At 70.8% G+C, this 15774-nt stretch carries 15 protein-coding genes and 1 pseudogene; 5 read left to right on the top strand and 11 right to left on the bottom strand.

The window, feature by feature from the left end:
• Positions 1-106: 106 nt before the first annotated feature.
• The 4 genes from ABT300_RS01510 to ABT300_RS01495 form a co-directional block, all read right to left on the bottom strand.
• On the bottom strand, positions 107-820 hold the full coding sequence (locus ABT300_RS01510) for a hypothetical protein (RefSeq protein WP_351670445.1): 714 nt from the start codon (positions 818-820) through the stop codon (positions 107-109).
• Complete coding sequence (locus tag ABT300_RS01505; protein ID WP_351670442.1) at positions 820-1338, bottom strand: phage tail protein; 519 nt, start codon at positions 1336-1338, stop codon at positions 820-822. Before ABT300_RS01505 ends, ABT300_RS01510 begins: the two co-directional genes overlap by 1 nt.
• A gap of 22 nt (positions 1339-1360) precedes the next feature.
• The gene (locus ABT300_RS01500; RefSeq protein WP_351670439.1) at positions 1361-3025 is read right to left on the bottom strand and encodes a phage tail sheath family protein; all 1665 of its coding nucleotides are present in this window, start codon (positions 3023-3025) and stop codon (positions 1361-1363) included.
• 434 nt (positions 3026-3459) lie between these two features.
• On the bottom strand, positions 3460-4191 hold the full coding sequence (locus tag ABT300_RS01495) for an AfsR/SARP family transcriptional regulator (RefSeq protein WP_351670436.1): 732 nt from the start codon (positions 4189-4191) through the stop codon (positions 3460-3462).
• A 49-nt stretch (positions 4192-4240) separates the two neighbouring features.
• On the opposite strand from ABT300_RS01495, the gene ABT300_RS01490 reads away from it, so the two are divergent.
• On the top strand, positions 4241-4453 hold the full coding sequence (locus tag ABT300_RS01490; RefSeq protein ID WP_351670434.1) for a hypothetical protein: 213 nt from the start codon (positions 4241-4243) through the stop codon (positions 4451-4453).
• A 39-nt stretch (positions 4454-4492) separates the two neighbouring features.
• Here the strand turns inward: ABT300_RS01490 and ABT300_RS01485 are convergent, their stop codons facing one another.
• Together ABT300_RS01485 and ABT300_RS01480 are read right to left on the bottom strand one after the other, a co-directional pair.
• Positions 4493-5878: a LysM peptidoglycan-binding domain-containing protein gene (locus ABT300_RS01485; protein WP_351670431.1), complete on the bottom strand. Its 1386-nt coding sequence runs from the start codon at positions 5876-5878 to the stop codon at positions 4493-4495.
• A 169-nt stretch (positions 5879-6047) separates the two neighbouring features.
• Positions 6048-6323, bottom strand: a complete 276-nt coding sequence (locus ABT300_RS01480) for a hypothetical protein (protein WP_351670428.1) — start codon at positions 6321-6323, stop codon at positions 6048-6050.
• Between the two features lie 1020 nt (positions 6324-7343).
• Between ABT300_RS01480 and ABT300_RS01475 the strand changes: the two genes are divergently transcribed.
• Complete coding sequence (locus tag ABT300_RS01475; protein WP_351670627.1) at positions 7344-7715, top strand: eCIS core domain-containing protein; 372 nt, start codon at positions 7344-7346, stop codon at positions 7713-7715.
• A 173-nt stretch (positions 7716-7888) separates the two neighbouring features.
• Here ABT300_RS01475 and ABT300_RS01470 read toward each other — a convergent pair whose 3' ends face one another.
• The gene (locus tag ABT300_RS01470; protein ID WP_351670425.1) at positions 7889-9352 is read right to left on the bottom strand and encodes an APC family permease; all 1464 of its coding nucleotides are present in this window, start codon (positions 9350-9352) and stop codon (positions 7889-7891) included.
• Positions 9353-9569: 217 nt separating this feature from the next.
• Between ABT300_RS01470 and ABT300_RS01465 the strand changes: the two genes are divergently transcribed.
• Positions 9570-10493, top strand: a complete 924-nt coding sequence (locus ABT300_RS01465) for a LysR family transcriptional regulator (RefSeq protein ID WP_351670422.1) — start codon at positions 9570-9572, stop codon at positions 10491-10493.
• 119 nt (positions 10494-10612) lie between these two features.
• Here the strand turns inward: ABT300_RS01465 and ABT300_RS01460 are convergent, their stop codons facing one another.
• Complete coding sequence (locus tag ABT300_RS01460; protein ID WP_351670419.1) at positions 10613-11959, bottom strand: aspartate aminotransferase family protein; 1347 nt, start codon at positions 11957-11959, stop codon at positions 10613-10615.
• Between the two features lie 265 nt (positions 11960-12224).
• Between ABT300_RS01460 and ABT300_RS01455 the strand changes: the two genes are divergently transcribed.
• Entirely contained in the window at positions 12225-12809 is a 585-nt protein-coding gene (locus tag ABT300_RS01455; protein ID WP_351670416.1) for an ATP-binding protein, read from the top strand.
• 91 nt (positions 12810-12900) lie between these two features.
• Here the strand turns inward: ABT300_RS01455 and ABT300_RS01450 are convergent, their stop codons facing one another.
• Complete coding sequence (locus ABT300_RS01450; protein ID WP_351670413.1) at positions 12901-13326, bottom strand: DUF6299 family protein; 426 nt, start codon at positions 13324-13326, stop codon at positions 12901-12903.
• Positions 13327-13555: 229 nt separating this feature from the next.
• Here ABT300_RS01450 and ABT300_RS01445 point away from each other — a divergent pair, with 229 nt between their 5' ends.
• Positions 13556-13750: a DUF5999 family protein gene (locus tag ABT300_RS01445; protein WP_351670410.1), complete on the top strand. Its 195-nt coding sequence runs from the start codon at positions 13556-13558 to the stop codon at positions 13748-13750.
• 175 nt (positions 13751-13925) lie between these two features.
• On the opposite strand, the gene ABT300_RS01440 is transcribed toward ABT300_RS01445, so the two are convergent.
• Together ABT300_RS01440 and ABT300_RS01435 are read right to left on the bottom strand one after the other, a co-directional pair.
• On the bottom strand, positions 13926-14327 hold the full coding sequence (locus ABT300_RS01440) for a RidA family protein (protein WP_351670407.1): 402 nt from the start codon (positions 14325-14327) through the stop codon (positions 13926-13928).
• 317 nt (positions 14328-14644) lie between these two features.
• Positions 14645-15769: pseudogene (locus ABT300_RS01435) on the bottom strand (acyl-CoA dehydrogenase family protein); the annotation flags it as partial.
• Between the last annotated feature and the right edge of the window lie 5 nt (positions 15770-15774).

Below are 15774 nucleotides of genomic sequence, written 5' to 3'. Positions count from 1 at the left end.
CAGCCCGGAAGTCCGTCCGCCACCGGCTCGAACCGCCCTCTCGGCAGGGGTTCGAGCACAGGGGTGAGCCCGAGGGTCCGCTCCACCAGGTGGGTCAGGAATCCGCTCATCGGCTCACCAGTTCCAGGTACGCAGCGCGGCGCGCCGGGCTGAGGGCCAGCACCTCGGGCTCGGTCCAGCCGTAAGCAGTGGCCAGGACGTGCACCTGGCGTAGCAGGGCGACCGCCTGGATCTGGACCTCGGCCCACAGCAGGGCGGGTATGTCCAGGGCCGCGGCAGTCTCCGCCCCGCAGTCGGGGCAGCCCGTACGGACGGTCACCGCGCCGCCCGGGGCTGCCTCCTCCATGGCCGCTTCCACCGCGGCGGCGGTCTCCTCGTCGAGGTCCTCGCCGCCGCCGGCCTCGGCCTGTACGCAGCGGGCGAGCAGCAGCCGCCTGCCCGCCACCGCGTCGCGCCCCCGGAGCAGACGCAGGTCGCCGGTGGTGGGCAGCCGGAACCGCACCCCGGAGCCCGAGACCTCGGCCTCCAGCAGGGCGCCGGGCTCACGCCACGGCGTTCTGGGGAGCATGGTCAGATCGAGCGGTACGTCGAGCCGTTCACCGCATCCGGCGCACCTCACGGACGCCTGGACGACCCCGCCCGTGCAGCTGCTGAGGACATCGACGAGGACCGCGTCACGGCTGCCCAGATCCGCCGACTCGGCCTGGTCGCGTGACAGCCCGGTCGCCGAGGCCAGCAGGGTCACGGCGCGGTCGAGCGTGCCCTCCCGCACTCCGCGCTCCCAGGCGGTGAGCGTCCAGGCCGGGTCGAGGATGATCATCAGCCGACGAAGGTGGGCTCTGTCGGCTCCGGGACGTCCGCGTCGCGTTCCCAGCCCTCGTTCTCCAGCTTGATGTGCTGGATCGCGACCGCGTTGGCGTTGGCGTCGAGTTCGGGCAGCGCCTGGTACTCGGACACCCAGCAGCGGAACACCTTGTAGGCGATGGCGAGTTGACCCGCCTCGTTGTAGACCTCGATCACGATGTCCTTGCGGAAGTCCCGCAGCGACAGCTCCGAGCCCAGTCCGGCGCCATGCATGTGCACCTTGTTCGCCCACTGTTCGAAGTTCGGGTCGTGGGTGACTCCGCGTTCCAGAGTGATTGCGGCGTAGTCGGTGCGGCCCGGTGACTTGCGGCTGCTGCCGGGGTCCCCGCCGTCCCGGTGCGACACCACTTCCGTGGTGCGGGTGAGGGCGCCCACCTTGCTGACGCCTGCGACATAGAGACCGTCCCATCGCACACGGAACTTGAAGTTCTTGTACGGGTCGAAGCGCTGTGCGTTGACAGTGAACTGGGCCATTCTTGTCCGCTCTCGGTGTCTGTCAGGCCTGGGCCTGGGCGATCTGCTGTATCTGCAGCACCACGAACTCGGCGGGCCGCACCGGCGCGAAGCCGACGACGATGTTGACCTGGCCTGCGTTCACGTCGTTCGGTGTGGTGGTCTCGCGGTCGCATTTCACGAAGTAGGCGTCCCGCGCGGTGGTGCCCTGGAACGCGCCTTGCCGGAACAGGTTGTGCATGAACGCACCCAGGTTCAGCCTGATCTGCGCCCACAGCGGCTCGTCATTGGGCTCGAACACCACCCACTGGGTGCCGCGGAAGAGGCTCTCCTCGATGTGCAGGGCGAGCCGCCGTACCGGGAGGTACCTGTACTCGTCGCCGAGGTGGTCCGAGCCGCGAAGGGTCCGCGCGCCCCACAGCACTGTGCCGGTGCCGGGGAACGTCCGCAGGCAGTTGATGCCGTGCGGGTTCAGCATGCCGTTCTCGGCGTCGGTGAGGTTCACCGCGAGGCCGGAGATCCCGGTGAGGGTCGCGTCGACGCCGGCGGGGGCCTTCCACACTCCTCGCGTCGCGTCGGTGCGGGCGATCACTCCGGCGATCGCACCGCATCCGACGAACGTACCCATCCGGCCCCGGTCGGTCGGATCCGGCTGCTTCAGCCGGGGGAAGTAGAGCACCGCGTTGCGGGCCTCCTCGCCGCTGAGCCCGAGACCGTCCAGTGCGCTCTTCTCGTCGCCGGATGCGCTGACCGCGTTGGCGACCGTCATCTTGCTGGGCGGGTCGACGATCAGCATGGCGCGGCGCTTTGCGCAGTAGGCCTGCGCCGCCCGGTAGACGCCGGGGTCGGTGTCTTCGTCCGAGGTCGGTGGGGGTATGCACAGCAGGTTGAACAGATCGACATGGTCGAGCGCGTAGAGCCCTTTGTGCTCCGAACTCATGTCTTTACCGTCGTCATAGTCGTCCGCAGTCAGAGCATTCCCGTCCCTGCCCGGACTGTCCACCACGACAGGGCTGTCGTCCGGGATCGGGTCGGGACGGAAGAAGTCGGAGCCCACTACCCGGACCAGTTGCGACTCGGCCAGGAGCACCGCGTCCACCCGTCGGGAGCTCTCGACCGCGGTGACGTTGCGGAAGACTTCCTGCGGGCCCTTGTCGCCAAGCCTGACAACCAGGTTGAAGAGGTCGTCCGGCGTCACCGTCTCCCCGAGTTGCGCGGCCACCTCCTTGGCGATGTTCGGAGGTGTGCTGTGATCGACGGTCACCCTCAGGTCGTTCGCCCAGGATCCTTCGTCCACAGCCTGCAGGACGAGGGGCTTCTTGCTTTCGTCCGTAGACTTCAGGACGACAGACTTCTTGCTTTCGTCCGTAGCCCGCAGGCGCGCGAGGGACTCCCCGCTTTCCGGGGCCGCCGGCAGTGTCAGTCGGGCCGGTGCGGCCTTCGCGCCCACCAGCCGGACCACCACCGCCTGCCCGCCGCCGTTGGCGAAGAAGTCGCGGACGGCGAAGCTCACCGTGCTGTCCTTCCACAGCCCGCCGAAGACGCGCTCGTAGTCGGCCAGGCTGTTGATGACGGTGGCCTGGTTCACCGGGCCGCGCCGGGTCATGCCGACGAAGGCGGTGACCGAGGTGGCGACGCCGGTGACGGTCCGTACCCCGCTGGGTAGTTCGGTGACGTAGACGCCGGGATAGGAAGTCTGAACCGCCATGCTGCCCCATCTCGGGTCTGTCGAAGGTGTATCAGGAAGTCCGGAGGCAGGCCCGGACGGACGTGACCGTAGTGAGGCCTGCGTCACCGCTCCGTCACTGATACGTCACCGGCCCCGTGACAGCCACGGCACCGGTCATGAATAACAAGTACCAGCCCTCGGGCAGGACATCCGTCCCGCGACGGCCACTGACTCCTGCCGTCGCGTCCGGCCCGAGATCTTCTCGCGGATCTTCGACGCGTCGACCGCCAGGTCCGTGACAACGGGGCCCGGATGCGTGACGTCCTGGCGGCTGCCCGCACTGTGCTGACTGCGCTGTCCGGACCGGGCGCCGTGATCGCCGCCAGACTTCTCGGGCACGTGGGTGACGTCACACGCTCGCAAGATCGCCGAGGGCAAGACGCCGACGGAGGCACGCAGGGCCCTCAACCCCATCAGACCGGGGCCGCCGCCGTCCGGTTCCGGAGAGGTTCCCTCCGGAACACCAGGTCGGTGAGGTCCAGGGACGGCTCCACGCCCAGTTGCTCCGCCAGCAGAGCGCGGAACCGCTTGTACTCGTACAGCGCCTCGGCGAAGTTGCCCTCGGCGAGGTGGACCCCTATCACAGCGCGGCGTGCGCTCTCCCGCAGTGGTTCGCTGCGGACCGCTTCAAGGGCGGCGTCCAGCGCCATCGCATAGCCTCCCAGAGCGCACAGATCGGCTGCGGCCGCCTCGAGCTGGTGCAGGCGGAGCTGGCGCAGCCGATCCCGTTCGAAGATCACCCAGTCGTCGTCCCAGCCGGGCAGGAGCTCGCGCAGCCGCAATTCCGGCAAGTGCAGCCCGGTACCGCCGGGGTGGCGGAACCGGGCGCCCGCGGCACCGACGAACTCGGTCACGTCGACCCTGACGAACTCGGCCAGGGCCAGCTGACCCCGCGCCGCCACGATCAGTCCGGGCACGGCGTGGTTGAGCCGCCACATGGTGGTCCGCAGGCTGCCCAGCGCTCGGGCCTCGGGCACGTTCGACCAGAGGGTCCCGGCGACGACGCTCCGTGGGGCGGGCCCGAGCAGACTCAAGAAGGCCAGCAGTCGTTGGCCATTGGTCACGGGATGGATCCAGGCGCCTTCCACCTGGAGACGGAAACCGTCGAACAGCTCGATCCGCCCTCTTCTGACTGACTCGCGCACAGGCGCACCAGGCGACGACATAAGTCCCCTTGAATCGTGATGGTGTCCGATGTGGATATGGAAGGTCCGCCGTCTTGCCGTGGGCGTCCGCCGCTGCCGCGGCGGGCGCATCGACGTTTCGGGCTCCGGCAAGACCACCCTGGTCCGCGCGATGGTCGGACTGCGAGCGGTCACCGGCGGCACGATCCTCCTCGACGGCGCCCGCTCGGCAGCGGCCTACGCGGTCACGACCGGGAACAGGGGCGCCGGGTCCACCTCGTGACGCAGCTCTCGGCTGTCGGTGCGGCGGGTGTGGCGCGCTTCAGAGCTTCGGGATCTTCAGCGCGGCCCACGTCCTGGGGCCCGGGATCCCGTCCGCGTCGCCCGCCAGTTCGGGGCGGGAGCGCTGGAAGTCGGCGACGTTGCGCCGGTCCGCCTCCGACCACTCCGGCCCGGGACCGGAGGTGTAGTGCTTGCCGAAGCCGAGCGCCACCAGACGTCGGCCCAGGGCGGTGACCAGGGAGCTGCGGCGGCCGGCGTGGAAGAACCCCGGCCCGGGAAACGGCTCGTAGCGCGGTGCCGGCGGCTTCGCCGGGGACGTCGGGGCCGTCGTCGGCAGTCGCAGTCTCTGCCCCACCGAGATGTCGTCGGCGTCCTTGATGCCGTTGAGGGCCGACAGCGCGTCCACGGTGGTCCGGTGCGCGGCCGCGATGGACGTCAGGGTGTCGCCCGCCTTCACGACGTAGGCGCCCGAGCCGGCGCCCGCGTCCGGAGTGGTTGTCCCACCGGCGGAGCGGGGCCTGCCCGGCACGATGTCGATGTCGATGGCGCCCGGGTCCCAGTGGTCCTGGCCGGGGATCTGGGAGTGCCCGTAGTGGCCGCCCTTGTTCTCCCAGGTGCTCCTGGGCCGCTCCGTCGCGGCGGCCGCGGTGGCCGGCGGGGCCCCGACGGGCCACACGTCCGGGATGCCGTGTGCGCGTATCGCGGCGAGCAGCCGCTGGAAGTTCGGCTTGGTCTTCGGGTCGAATCCCTTCGTCCACGGAGCGCGGGCACGTCCCAGCACCTCGATCTGGATGCAGACCTTGCCGATACGGTTCGTGCGGCGGGCGCCGTCGTTCTTCAGCGCCCTGGACGACTGGTTCAGGGGCCCGAACTGGCCCAGCCGGTCGGTGACCGGACAGTAGATCACCTGCGGCTCCACCCCGGCACGGATCAGGAAGGCGGCCACGGACGTGAAGTAGTCGCCGCCCGCCGGGGACTCGGTGGTGTGCCACACGGCCCGCGGCGGCTCCAGCGGGGCGTCCATCGGCCCGCCGATACGCTGACCGCCGAACCGGGTCACACCGTCGATGTACGCCGGACCGACCGCACCGGCGGACACATCGGCGAGGGTGCGGAGGTCGGCGCCCAGGACTCCCGCGCGGCGATCGCCGCTCTCGTCGCGGGCCTGCGGCAACGGATCGGCCCCGGGCGCGGCGTGCTCGGCCGGGCTGGTGGGCTCGTAGACGTCCAGGTCGCCGTCGTCGCGCAGGACCATGAACGCGCCCTCGTGCCTGGGGTGTTCCTTCACCAGGCGCTCGGAACCCGGGAGCGCGGCGATGGCACGCACCCGGTCGACGTGGGCCTGGTCGACGGTGCCCAGGTAGGTGGTGGTGACGTCGTGGGTGTCAGGGTCCGGATGGTCGACCGCGACGTGGAAGGTGGTCATGTCGGAAGTCCGTTCTCGGGGTCTGAGGAGGTCTTCCCGCTCGGGCGGGGCGACGCGGGTACGCGGACGGGGGACGTGGGGTGCACGCCTTGCCGGCTCCGGGCGCGGGCCAGGACGGTTCGGGTCGCGGGAGAGGCGAGGGGTGAAGGGGGCGCGGTCGCGGAATCGGTCAGGCGCTCAGGAAGGTGACCCGCTCGGCCGTCTCGATCGTCTGCCGGGCGAAATCGCCGGAGCCGAGCGACTCGACGCCCAGCGTCGCGGCGATGCTCCTGGTGAGGTCGCCGATGGGCAGCCGGCCGCCCGGCCTCAGGGTCAGCGGCGCCAGAACCGGGCCGTCGGTCCCGTCGGCGTTGCGCGCGTTCCTGCTCGCCCGAGGACCTGGTTGTGGCTCCGCGCTTCGCGACGACCCCGCTGGGGGGCAGTTGGCGGCGTGCCCGGTCCACATCGGCCTGGGCGACGTTCAGCAGATTCAGCAGATCGTTCAACGCGTATGGCACGGTGGGCCGTTCGCGTGCCTGCTCGTTCTCGGCGGTGACGCCGTCGGAGTCGTTCTCCCGCCGGAGTGTCCGCAGGATGCCGGAGGACACGTCATGGAAGGTGACGGAGTGCCGGGACTCGCTGAGGTGAGGCAGATCCTCGTTCCGATCCAGAGCGGTGGCCGTATCGCCGTAGGGGGGCCGGGCGAAGTAGTTGTGCGGTCCCCGCACGTCGAGGTCGTCGGCCGGACACAGCGCGTCGAGGTGGACCGGTACGACCAACGGTCCCCCGACGCTCACCGGTCTCCCGCCGCTGAGGTCGGACATGTGACGACTGTCCCTTGCAACACGGTCTCCCCAAGTCCAGCTGCCGGCCGAACGGGGTCTCTCCCAGATCAGCGAGCGCCACCGTAATCGGCAAGCAGGCGTGTGAAGAGCGCAGTTGACGGGAAGCGGCAGTAGTGGCGACGGCGTGATCCGGCCGTCGCCACGGGAACTCGGGCCCCACGCGTACTTCTCGGTTGTGCGACCGCAACGACCGAAACGACCGCAGGGAACGAGGCTGTCCGGCCCGCTGGAGGCTGCTGTCGGGACGAGAGCCGACAGCTCGCCGCGGCTGCTCCGGCAGCGGGCTCACCACGTGAGTTCCTCGTGAACGCCGACGCGGTCGAGCGCGACGAAAGCCTGGGACAGGGCCTCGGGGCGGGACCATGGGCGGGGTCCTCGTTCCTGGCGCGGTGAGGTTCCCCCTTCGCACAACGAGGGGGCCCGAATCCCTGTCCCTCGGGCGGGCCGCCGCCTCCGGTCCGGCCGGCAGGGGTGATGGGACCGGCTCCGGCGCCGGAAGGTTCCCGCGCGGTTCTTCCGGCAGTCCTTCCCGTTGTTCTTCCTGGCGCCCCTTTCGCCCTCGTGCTCTTCAGCACGCGGTCAAGCAGCAGCCGCTCCTCATCGAGTACAGGTGTCGTCCGTGAACGGCCTCGGAGCACGGCCTGCGGGCCGGCCTGTCCGCCATGCGCGTCCGCACCGGGTCTGCCGCCGACCGCCTTGCCCGCGGTCCGGGCCTCGAGGCGTTCGCCGAGGGATCACACGTGTCCTTCCGGCGAGGCGCCCATCGGCCGCACTCCCCGTCCGGGTTCCGGCTGGCCGGCCCTCGAAGCCGCCTGCCTCGTCCAGCAGGCCGGTGGCGAGGTCGGCGGAGCCAGCCGTGGAGGATGCACCGTCAGCATGCCCCTCACTCTGTACAGAGCCGAAAGAGTGGCCGTCGGCAGTGGGAGTCCCCTGGCCATACGTGCAGGTCAGCGACCTACTACTTCATGTCGCCGCAGGTCACCGCGCCCACCGGTCTCTTCCGGGACATTTGATGAGCGAATGCCGCCGTACCTCGTCCGACCTGCGGTGAAGCGGGTCAGGGAAAGGTGCGGCGGCATCTTTGGGACTTCTCCGGGACTTCCGCGGGACTTTGGGCCCGCGGCGGGCCCCGGACCGCGCTCCCCGCATGGCCGAGGCGGTCCGGCCGGCGAGTCGCCGGGACTTCCTAGGCCGATGTGGGAGATGCGGCGACTTCCGGATCCGTCGCCGTGGGAGAAGGAGCAGCGGGTGCCGTCAGCTGGACGACCCGCCCACGCACGGAGGCGAAAGCCGCCGCGGCGAGGGACAGCAGGCCGGCGACGGGGATCAGCCAGGGCAGGAGGGAGGCCGGTCCGCCGGTGATCCCGGTGAGGATGTCAAAGTTGTCGACCGCGAGGACGATGCCGGCCCCCAGTCCGAGCGCGCCGAGCAGCGGCGCGACCAGGGTCTGCCAGAGGGGAGCGCCGTCCCCGCGGCGGCGGAAGTAGACGACGACCGCGACGGCCACCGCGGCCTGCAGGACCAGGACGGCCAGGGTGCCCAGTCCCACCAGCCAGGAGTACAGCTGCGTGAAGGGGTCCGCGTCGGCGGCCATGAAGGCGACCAGGACGATGAGGGTCAGCACGCTCTGCACCACGCTGGCCTGGTGCGGGCTCTGGAAGCGGTGGTGGGTGCGGCCGAGCCGGGCCGGCAGCAGGCCGCCGCGGCCGAGGGAGAACATGTAACGGTTCAGCGTGTTGTGGAACGCGAGCAGGACCGCGAAGACACTCGTCACGACGAGGACCTGCATCAGGTCGGTGGCGAACTTCCCCACGAACTCGGTGTTCACCGAGGTGACGAAGCCGACCGGGTCCCTCGTCGCCGCCGTCCCGGCGTCGGCTCCGTGTGCGAGGCCGATGGCCCAGGTGGTGAGGGTGTAGAAGACGCCGATCAGGATGACGGCGACGTAGGTGGCGCGCGGTACCGTGCGGTGCGGATCGCGCGCTTCCTCGCCGTAGATGGTGGTCGCTTCGAACCCGACGAAGCAGGTGAAGGCGAACAGCAGCGCGATGCCCGGCGTCCCGGCGAACACGTTGCCGGGTGTGAAGGCGTCCACGTTCAGGCCGTCGGCACCGCCCCGGCCGATGACCACGGCGTCGAAGACGACCAGGATCAGCACCTCGGCGATCATGAGAACGCCGAGCACCTTGGCGGACAGGTTGACCTCGAGGTACCCCAGCATCCCCACCAGGACCAGCGCAGCGAGGGCGAGTGTCTGCCAGGAGACGTGCCAGCCCCAGCGCCCGAGCAGGTCTCGGGCGAAGATGCCGAACTGGCCGAAGAGCCCCAACAGCATGCAGTTGTAGGCCAGCAGGGCGATCCCCGCAGACGCGTGGCCGACGCGGTCTCCGAGCCCCGCGGAGATGTACGCGGTGAAACCGCCGGCGCTGGTGATGTGGCGGCTCATGGTGGCGTAGCCGACGGCGAAGAGCAGCAGGACGATTCCGGCCACCAGGTACATGCCCGGTGCGCCGACGCCGTTGGAGGCGAAGGCGACAGGGCCCGCGCCGAGCGTGGCCCCCAGCGGAGCCGCGGCCGCGACGACGAAGAACACGATGCCGGACGTGCCCACGGCCGACTTCTTGAGCTGTCCTGAAGTCTCGGTACTCATCGCACCGCCTCTCTGAAGATCAGCTGACGCCAGGGCGGCGCCGAGATGTGCTGCCGAGTATGCGGAAGTCGGAGAAACCTGGACAACGACCACTTCGCGAACACACAATCTCGTCATACGATCGTGCAGGCCGGAAGCGGTCCGCGGAGCCCGGAGGCGATCACGCGGCCGGGAGCCGCGCCTGTGTGCGCAGCCGCCGGCGGTGAAAGGGTCCCCCGTGGAAATACGCCAGCTCCGCTACGTCGTGCGTCTGGCGGAGACGCTGCATTTCGGCCGCGCCGCACAGCTGGAGCACATCGCGCAGTCCGCGTTCAGCGGACATGTGGCCCGGCTGGAACGCGAACTCGGCGTCCAGCTCTTCGACCGCAGCCCGCACCGGGTCGCACTGACCGCCGCGGGCGTGGCGTTCGTGGAACGGGCCGAGCGGATTCTGGCGCAGCTGGCCGACGCGGCGGCCGAGGCGCTGACGTACTCGCCCTCGCACCGGCAGGTGTTGCGCATCGGCACGTTCGCCGAGGCCGCGGGAGAGCTGACGCCGGTGATCCTGTCCGTCTACCGTGAGCTGCGGCCGGACGTCCGGCTGGAGTTCACCGAGCTGACCATGGTCGACCAGCTGGACAAGCTGGTGTCGGACGAGGTGGACGTGGCCGTCGTGCGAACGCCTTTCGAGGACGACCGGATCAGGCTGCGGCCGATCTTCTCCGAGCCCCGCGTCGCCGCCCTGCCTCGCTCGCACCCGCTGGCGGACGCGGCGAGCATCTCCGTGGACGATCTGCTGGACGAGCCGTTCGCGACCGCCGCCACCGGCGCACCGGCCGGCTGGGCCTCGTACTGGACGTGTGACGACCGCAGGGGCGGACAGAGCCGGGTCGCGACCCGGGTCCGGTCGGTGGGCGAGTCCCTGATGGCGATCTCCTGCCTCGGAGCGGTGGACACCTTCCCGCAGACCGCCGCCCGGCTCTTCCACCACTCCGGCGTCGCCTATGTGCCCCTGCGCGACGCGGCGCCGAGCACCGTCGCAGCCGCGGCGCGGCTCAGCGATCGGCGGCCCCATGTGCACGCCTTCGCTGTCGCGGTCGAGCGAGCAGTCGAGGGACATCTCGCCGGAGTGCCCGGGGCCGTTCGGGCACGGGCGGCCTGAGCCCTCTGCCCGCCCTTGCCCGCCCTTCGGCAGCGTCAGGTCCTCGGAGCCGACCAGGCAGGTGAGGACCCACGGCCGGCCTCAGCTCGCGGTCGCCGACGGTCGGCCGGCTCGCCGCCTCAGCTCTCAAGCTCGACGACGATGTCCTTCAGCGTCTCGATGAACGAGGTGATGTCGTCGTCCGTCATCGGCGCCGACAAGGAGAACTCTCCACGGTGCACGGGGAAGAATCCTCGGTTGGCCAGCTCGAGGGAGCAGATCTGGGTCTTCTCGCCGTCAAGGTGGCTGCTGTAGTCGCGGTGGGTGCGGATCTGCAGACCCGGCTCCTTCATGTAGCCGTACGCCATGTGCGAGAAGCCCTGTCCGTAGACGACGAACGGGCTCTTCCTCGAACGACTCCAGGCGTTCAGTTCGGACATGACGCGACCGGCGTGCCGGTTGAGCCTCTCGAACGCGGCCGCGTCCATCGCGCGCATGCAGGCCGCGCCCGCGATCAGCGACAGCTTGTGTCCGTGATGGGTTCCGGAGATGGTCACCCGGCCGTTCTCCAGCACGCTCATGACCTCCGCCGAACCACCGAGGGCGCCGAGCGGGAGTCCGCCCCCGATGATCTTGCCCATCACGGTCAGGTCGGGGGTGACGCCGTAGACGCCCTGCAACCCGCCGAGACCGGCCCGAAGACTGATGGTCTCGTCGAAGATCAGGACGATGCCGAGCTCGGTCGTCAGGGCGCGGAGCTCCTCGACGAAGTCCTGATCGAGCACCACCAGTCCACCCGCCCCGCTCTGCAGTTCGACGATCAGACAGGCGACGTCGTCGGCATGGGCCCGCAGGATCCGCTCGCAGCCGACACGGTCGTTCTGGGTCAGCAGGATGACGTTGCCGACGTCCTCGCCGGGGATGCCTCCGCTGTCAGGGACCGCCTTCGGATCGCTCGCCGTGCCGTGGTCGTGGTCGGGGTAGGTGTGCGCCGACATGTGCAAGGGGTCGCTGAATCCGTGGTAACCGCCTTCGAACTTGGCGATCTTCGTCTTCCCGGTGTAGGCGCGGGCCACCCGGACGGCACTCATGCAGGACTCGGTCGCCGAGCAGGAGAACTGCACCTTGTCGACGGAAGGAACGCGGTCGATGAGTATCCGCGCCAGCTCCGCCTCGGCGGTGCTCGGGTTGCCGAACGAGATGCCCGACGGGATCGCCTCCTGAAGCGCTGAGGTGATCGCCGGGTGGTTGTGGCCGAGGACGTTCACCGTGAAGTTGTTGTTCAAGTCGAGCAGACGGTGACCGTCGACGGTCTCGATGTACGCACCCTGGCCGGTGTCGACGAAGACAGCGTGAGGACCGAAGTTGAACGAGTTCCGGCTGTAGCCCCCGGGAATGAGCTTGCTGCCGCTGTGCGTCATGGCGGCAGAAGTGGCGAACCTCGCAGTGAAGCTCTCCATGCTCGCGTCGATGGTCAGCTTGGTCATGGGGATCCGATCTCGAGAGCTGTCGGATGTGCATGCGCCGCTTCGGTTCCCGGCACATCACCGAGTCATCCACCCATCGTCGGTTCGCCGACGGACGGCGACAATGACCGAACAGAGATCAGACGATCGCCAGGCCAGATCAGGCCGGTCATCGTGATCCCTGCACCGTGGCGGGCCGGGGCGAGCGGCGGGCGCCGGGCCGCCACCGGTCGGCAGCGGCGTACGTGCGCTCACTTGACGCGTGCGTCGGGTGCGGGTGCGGGTCGTGCGCGAGTATGTGGCGGCCGAACACGCCGAGCCTGCGTGCGGTGGCGCGCCCGATGCGCCCGTGGAGACGACGCCGCAGGTCAGCGTGGACATGCTGCGCAGTCGGTCGCTCGCGGGTGCCAGGGCCGTCCGGGCCGGCCCGGACCGATCGTCGCGGACGTCACGGACGGACACGGCCGGGCTCCGGGTCCAGGCCGGCGCCATGCCCACCGCGTGGTCGCAGACCTACTCGACGCAGCAGTCCGGCACGTCGGTGACCCACACGCCCCGCTCGGTCGCGGTGTCCACGGCGATGTCGTCACGAGGATGTGAGCAGGCCTTTGCTTCCAGGGGATCATGGCCCGCCGGCAGCGAGGTCGGGGTCCGGTTCGGGGAGCACGCCGACCGACTGCGCGTCGACGAGCGCGACTCGGACCCGCGACCGCCGCTGCCAGCGCCCGTGCTCGCCTCGGACGAGGCGGACAGCGGACCGGACTGGAACACCGGCCGGGGACGCCTCATCGTCGAGGCTCTGGCCACGTCCTGGGGCGACTCCCCCAGCGGGCGCGGCACGTCGGTCCGGTGCGAGCTGACCAGACCCTGATCACCGGCGGTTCGGCGGTCCCGGTCCTCACCTGCAGCATGGGCCCGAACCGTGGACCGCACCGTGGACCGCCGCGCCGCAACCGCCGGAATCAGCTCTCGGTCAGGGTGACGTCCCGCTTCTGTGACGCGTGGAAGCGGGGCAGGGGCAGGCCGCTGTCGGGACGGAGCTCCATCAGGGTGGCCTCGACCCGTGCCGTGCCGGGGGCGAGGTCGTTCGGGGTCGCCTTGCCGGAGTTCTTCCAGGTGTGCTCGGCGCCGTCGCACACGGCACGGGTGCCGCCGATGCCGTGCGTGACGTCGGAGGCCTGGCCGACCGAGGTGCTGAGGAAGACCGGCCCCGTGTTGTCGACGCAGCGATAGGTGCCGGAGAGGGTGACGGTGCCGTCCGCGGCGATGCGGCCGACCGGGTCGACCGTGACCGACTCCGTCGGGTCGGCGACCGCGACGACCGCGGGCGCGGCCAGCAGAAGCAGGGCGGCACCGGCGGCCGCGGACAGGGCGGGGCGCAAGAACATGGCAGAACCTCCTGTTGTGGGGGCTCCACTGGTACCGGGCGCGCGCGTCCGGGGCGGTGATCGTCACTCCTTCGGTGGCGAGTCCGCACCGGTCGTCGACGTACCGTCCGGGAGTTGTCCTGGTGCTGTCACGCTTTCGGGCGTGCCCTGGCGGCGCCGCACAGCCGGGCGCATGGTCTACCCATGCGGGCCGACCGGACGGCCGACCCCGCCGACGTGGAGGTGCGCGATGTGTTCTCACCAGCTTCCCGGCGCTGCTGCCGACGCCCGTCCCGTGCACGTCGTCGCCGCCCACCCCGAGCAGGGCTGGAACCTGCTGTGCGACGGCACGATCGTCTTCGACGACTCGGGCGAGCTGCTGCCCGACGGGAGCGTCGTGGCCCCGCACCGCGTGACGGTGCACCAGCTCGCCGTCGCGGCCTGACCCGCCCGGCCTGACCCGCCCGATCCGACTCACTCGAGCCGACCCGCTCGGCCCAGCCCACTGGGTCCGACCCACTGGGTCCGACCTACTCGGTCCGACCCACTCGGTCCGGCCGCCCACTCGGTCCGGCCGCCCGGTCGGTCCGGCCGCCCGGTCGGTCCGGCCGCCCGGTCGGTCAGTGGTCCAGCACCGCGAATCCGTCCAGTTCGACGAGTGCCTGCTCGTCCCAGAGGCGGACGACTCCGATGACCGCCATGGCCGGATAGTCACGGCCGGCCGACCGCCGCCAGATCGCGCCCAGTTCGGCGGCGTGCTCACGGTAGGCGGCGACATCCGTGACGTAGACGGTGACGCGCGCCAGGTCGGACGCCGTGCCGCCGGCCGCCGTCAGCGCGGTCAGCAGGTTCGTGAGCGCCCGCGCGAACTGTTCCGGCAACGAATCCCCCACGACCTTTCCGTCGGCGTCCAGCGCGGTCTGGCCGGCCAGGAAGACGATGCGGCTGCCGGTGGCGACGACTGCGTGGGAGAAGCCGGTGGGCGGCGAGAGCCCGGGCGGGTTGATGCGCTCGGCGGTCACTGCGCCTCCCGGTCGGCTCGCTCGGGCTGTGCGACGTGTGGCGACCGTTCGGCCCGCACCCCGGCCAGGCCGCCTCCCGCGGCCTCTTCAGCCGACGGGATCCGACCGGCCCGCGCACTCCGGTCCGACTGCGCGCTTCTGTCGGCCTCGGCGATCCGGTCCGACTGCGCAGCCTGGCCAATCCGGCCAGTCCGGTCGGCCCGGTCGGTCCCGGCGGTCCGATCGGTCCCGGCGATTCGGTCCGGACCGGTGGGGGCGTCCCGACTCACCGGCTGGGCGGGCGCGGGCCGTTCCCCGTGGTCCGCCCGCTGTACGAATTCCGTGTACAACTCCCGTGCGATGATGCCGCGTTGCACCTCGCTTGCGCCTTCGTAGATCCGTGGTGCGCGTACCTCCCGGTAGAGGTGTTCGAGCAGGTGCCCGCGGCACAGGGCGCGCGCGCCGTGGAGCTGGACGGCTGCGTCGACGACGTACTGCGCCGTCTCGGTGGCGAGCAGCTTGGCCATCGCCGCGCGACGGGAGACGTCCGGGGCGGCGGCGTCGTACGCGGTCGCCGCCGCATGGACCATCAACCGGGCCGCCTCCGTACGCAGCGCCATCTCGGCGACCTGGTGCGAAACCGATTGCAGATCACGCAGCTTGCCGCCGAAGGCGTCGCGTCGGGCGGTGTGGGCGAGGGTGGCGTCGAGCGCGGCCTGGGCCATGCCGACGGCGAACGCGCCGACGCTCGGGCGGAACAGGTCGAGGGTGCCCATGGCGACGCGGAAGCCGCGGTCGGGCTCGCCGAGCACGTCGTCCGCGGTGACCGGGACGGCGTCGAGGCGGAGGGCGCCGATGGGGTGCGGGGAGAGCATGTCGAGGGCGGATCCGGTGAGGCCGGGGCGGTCGGCGGGGAGCAGGAAGGCGGTGACGCCCCGCGCGCCGGCCCCGGGGGTGGTGCGGGCGAAAACGGTGTAGAAATCGGCTTCGGGCGCGTTCGAGATCCAGCATTTCTCGCCGGTCAGGCGCCAGCCGTCCGCTCCGTCGCGCTCGGCGGCCAGTGACAGCGCGGCCGCGTCGGATCCGGCGCCGGGCTCGCTCAGCGCGAACGCGGCCACGACGGCGCCCTCGGCGACCTCGGGCAGCCAGCGGCGGCGCTGGGCGGGGGTGCCATGGGCGTGGACGGGATGGGCGCCCAGTCCCTGCAGCGCGAGTGCCGTCTCGGCCTCGGTGCAGGCGTACGCGAGGGATTCGCGCATCAGGCAGAGGTCGACCGCTCCGGAGGTGAAGAGCCGGGACAGCAGCCCCAGTCGGCCGAGTTCGGCGACGAGCGGACGGTTGACCCGGCCCGGTTCGCCCTTCTCGGCGAGCGGGCGCAGCCGGTCGGCGGCCAGCGCGCGCAGTTCGGCGCACCAAGCGGCCCGTGCCGGATCGATCGAGAACGCGGGTGTCGCTGCGGTCATCGCCT

This window comes from Streptomyces sp. NPDC001027 (assembly GCF_040299045.1).
GTDB lineage: Bacteria > Actinomycetota > Actinomycetes > Streptomycetales > Streptomycetaceae > Streptomyces.
The sequence above is the reverse complement of the archived record's forward strand: the minus strand, read 5'-3'. Positions and strand labels throughout refer to the sequence as shown.

Excerpts from the sequence above, each read along its gene's own strand:
- ABT300_RS01510 (WP_351670445.1), bottom strand. The coding sequence starts at position 820 with ATGATCATCCTCGACCCGGCCTGGACGCTCACCGCCTGGGAGCGCGGA.
- ABT300_RS01505 (WP_351670442.1), bottom strand. The coding sequence starts at position 1,338 with ATGGCCCAGTTCACTGTCAACGCACAGCGCTTCGACCCGTACAAGAAC.
- ABT300_RS01500 (WP_351670439.1), bottom strand. The coding sequence starts at position 3,025 with ATGGCGGTTCAGACTTCCTATCCCGGCGTCTACGTCACCGAACTACCC.
- ABT300_RS01490 (WP_351670434.1), top strand. The coding sequence starts at position 4,241 with ATGTGGATATGGAAGGTCCGCCGTCTTGCCGTGGGCGTCCGCCGCTGC.
- ABT300_RS01485 (WP_351670431.1), bottom strand. The coding sequence starts at position 5,878 with ATGACCACCTTCCACGTCGCGGTCGACCATCCGGACCCTGACACCCAC.
- ABT300_RS01480 (WP_351670428.1), bottom strand. The coding sequence starts at position 6,323 with ATGTGGACCGGGCACGCCGCCAACTGCCCCCCAGCGGGGTCGTCGCGA.
- ABT300_RS01470 (WP_351670425.1), bottom strand. The coding sequence starts at position 9,352 with ATGAGTACCGAGACTTCAGGACAGCTCAAGAAGTCGGCCGTGGGCACG.
- ABT300_RS01460 (WP_351670419.1), bottom strand. The coding sequence starts at position 11,959 with ATGACCAAGCTGACCATCGACGCGAGCATGGAGAGCTTCACTGCGAGG.
- ABT300_RS01450 (WP_351670413.1), bottom strand. The coding sequence starts at position 13,326 with ATGTTCTTGCGCCCCGCCCTGTCCGCGGCCGCCGGTGCCGCCCTGCTT.
- ABT300_RS01445 (WP_351670410.1), top strand. The coding sequence starts at position 13,556 with ATGTGTTCTCACCAGCTTCCCGGCGCTGCTGCCGACGCCCGTCCCGTG.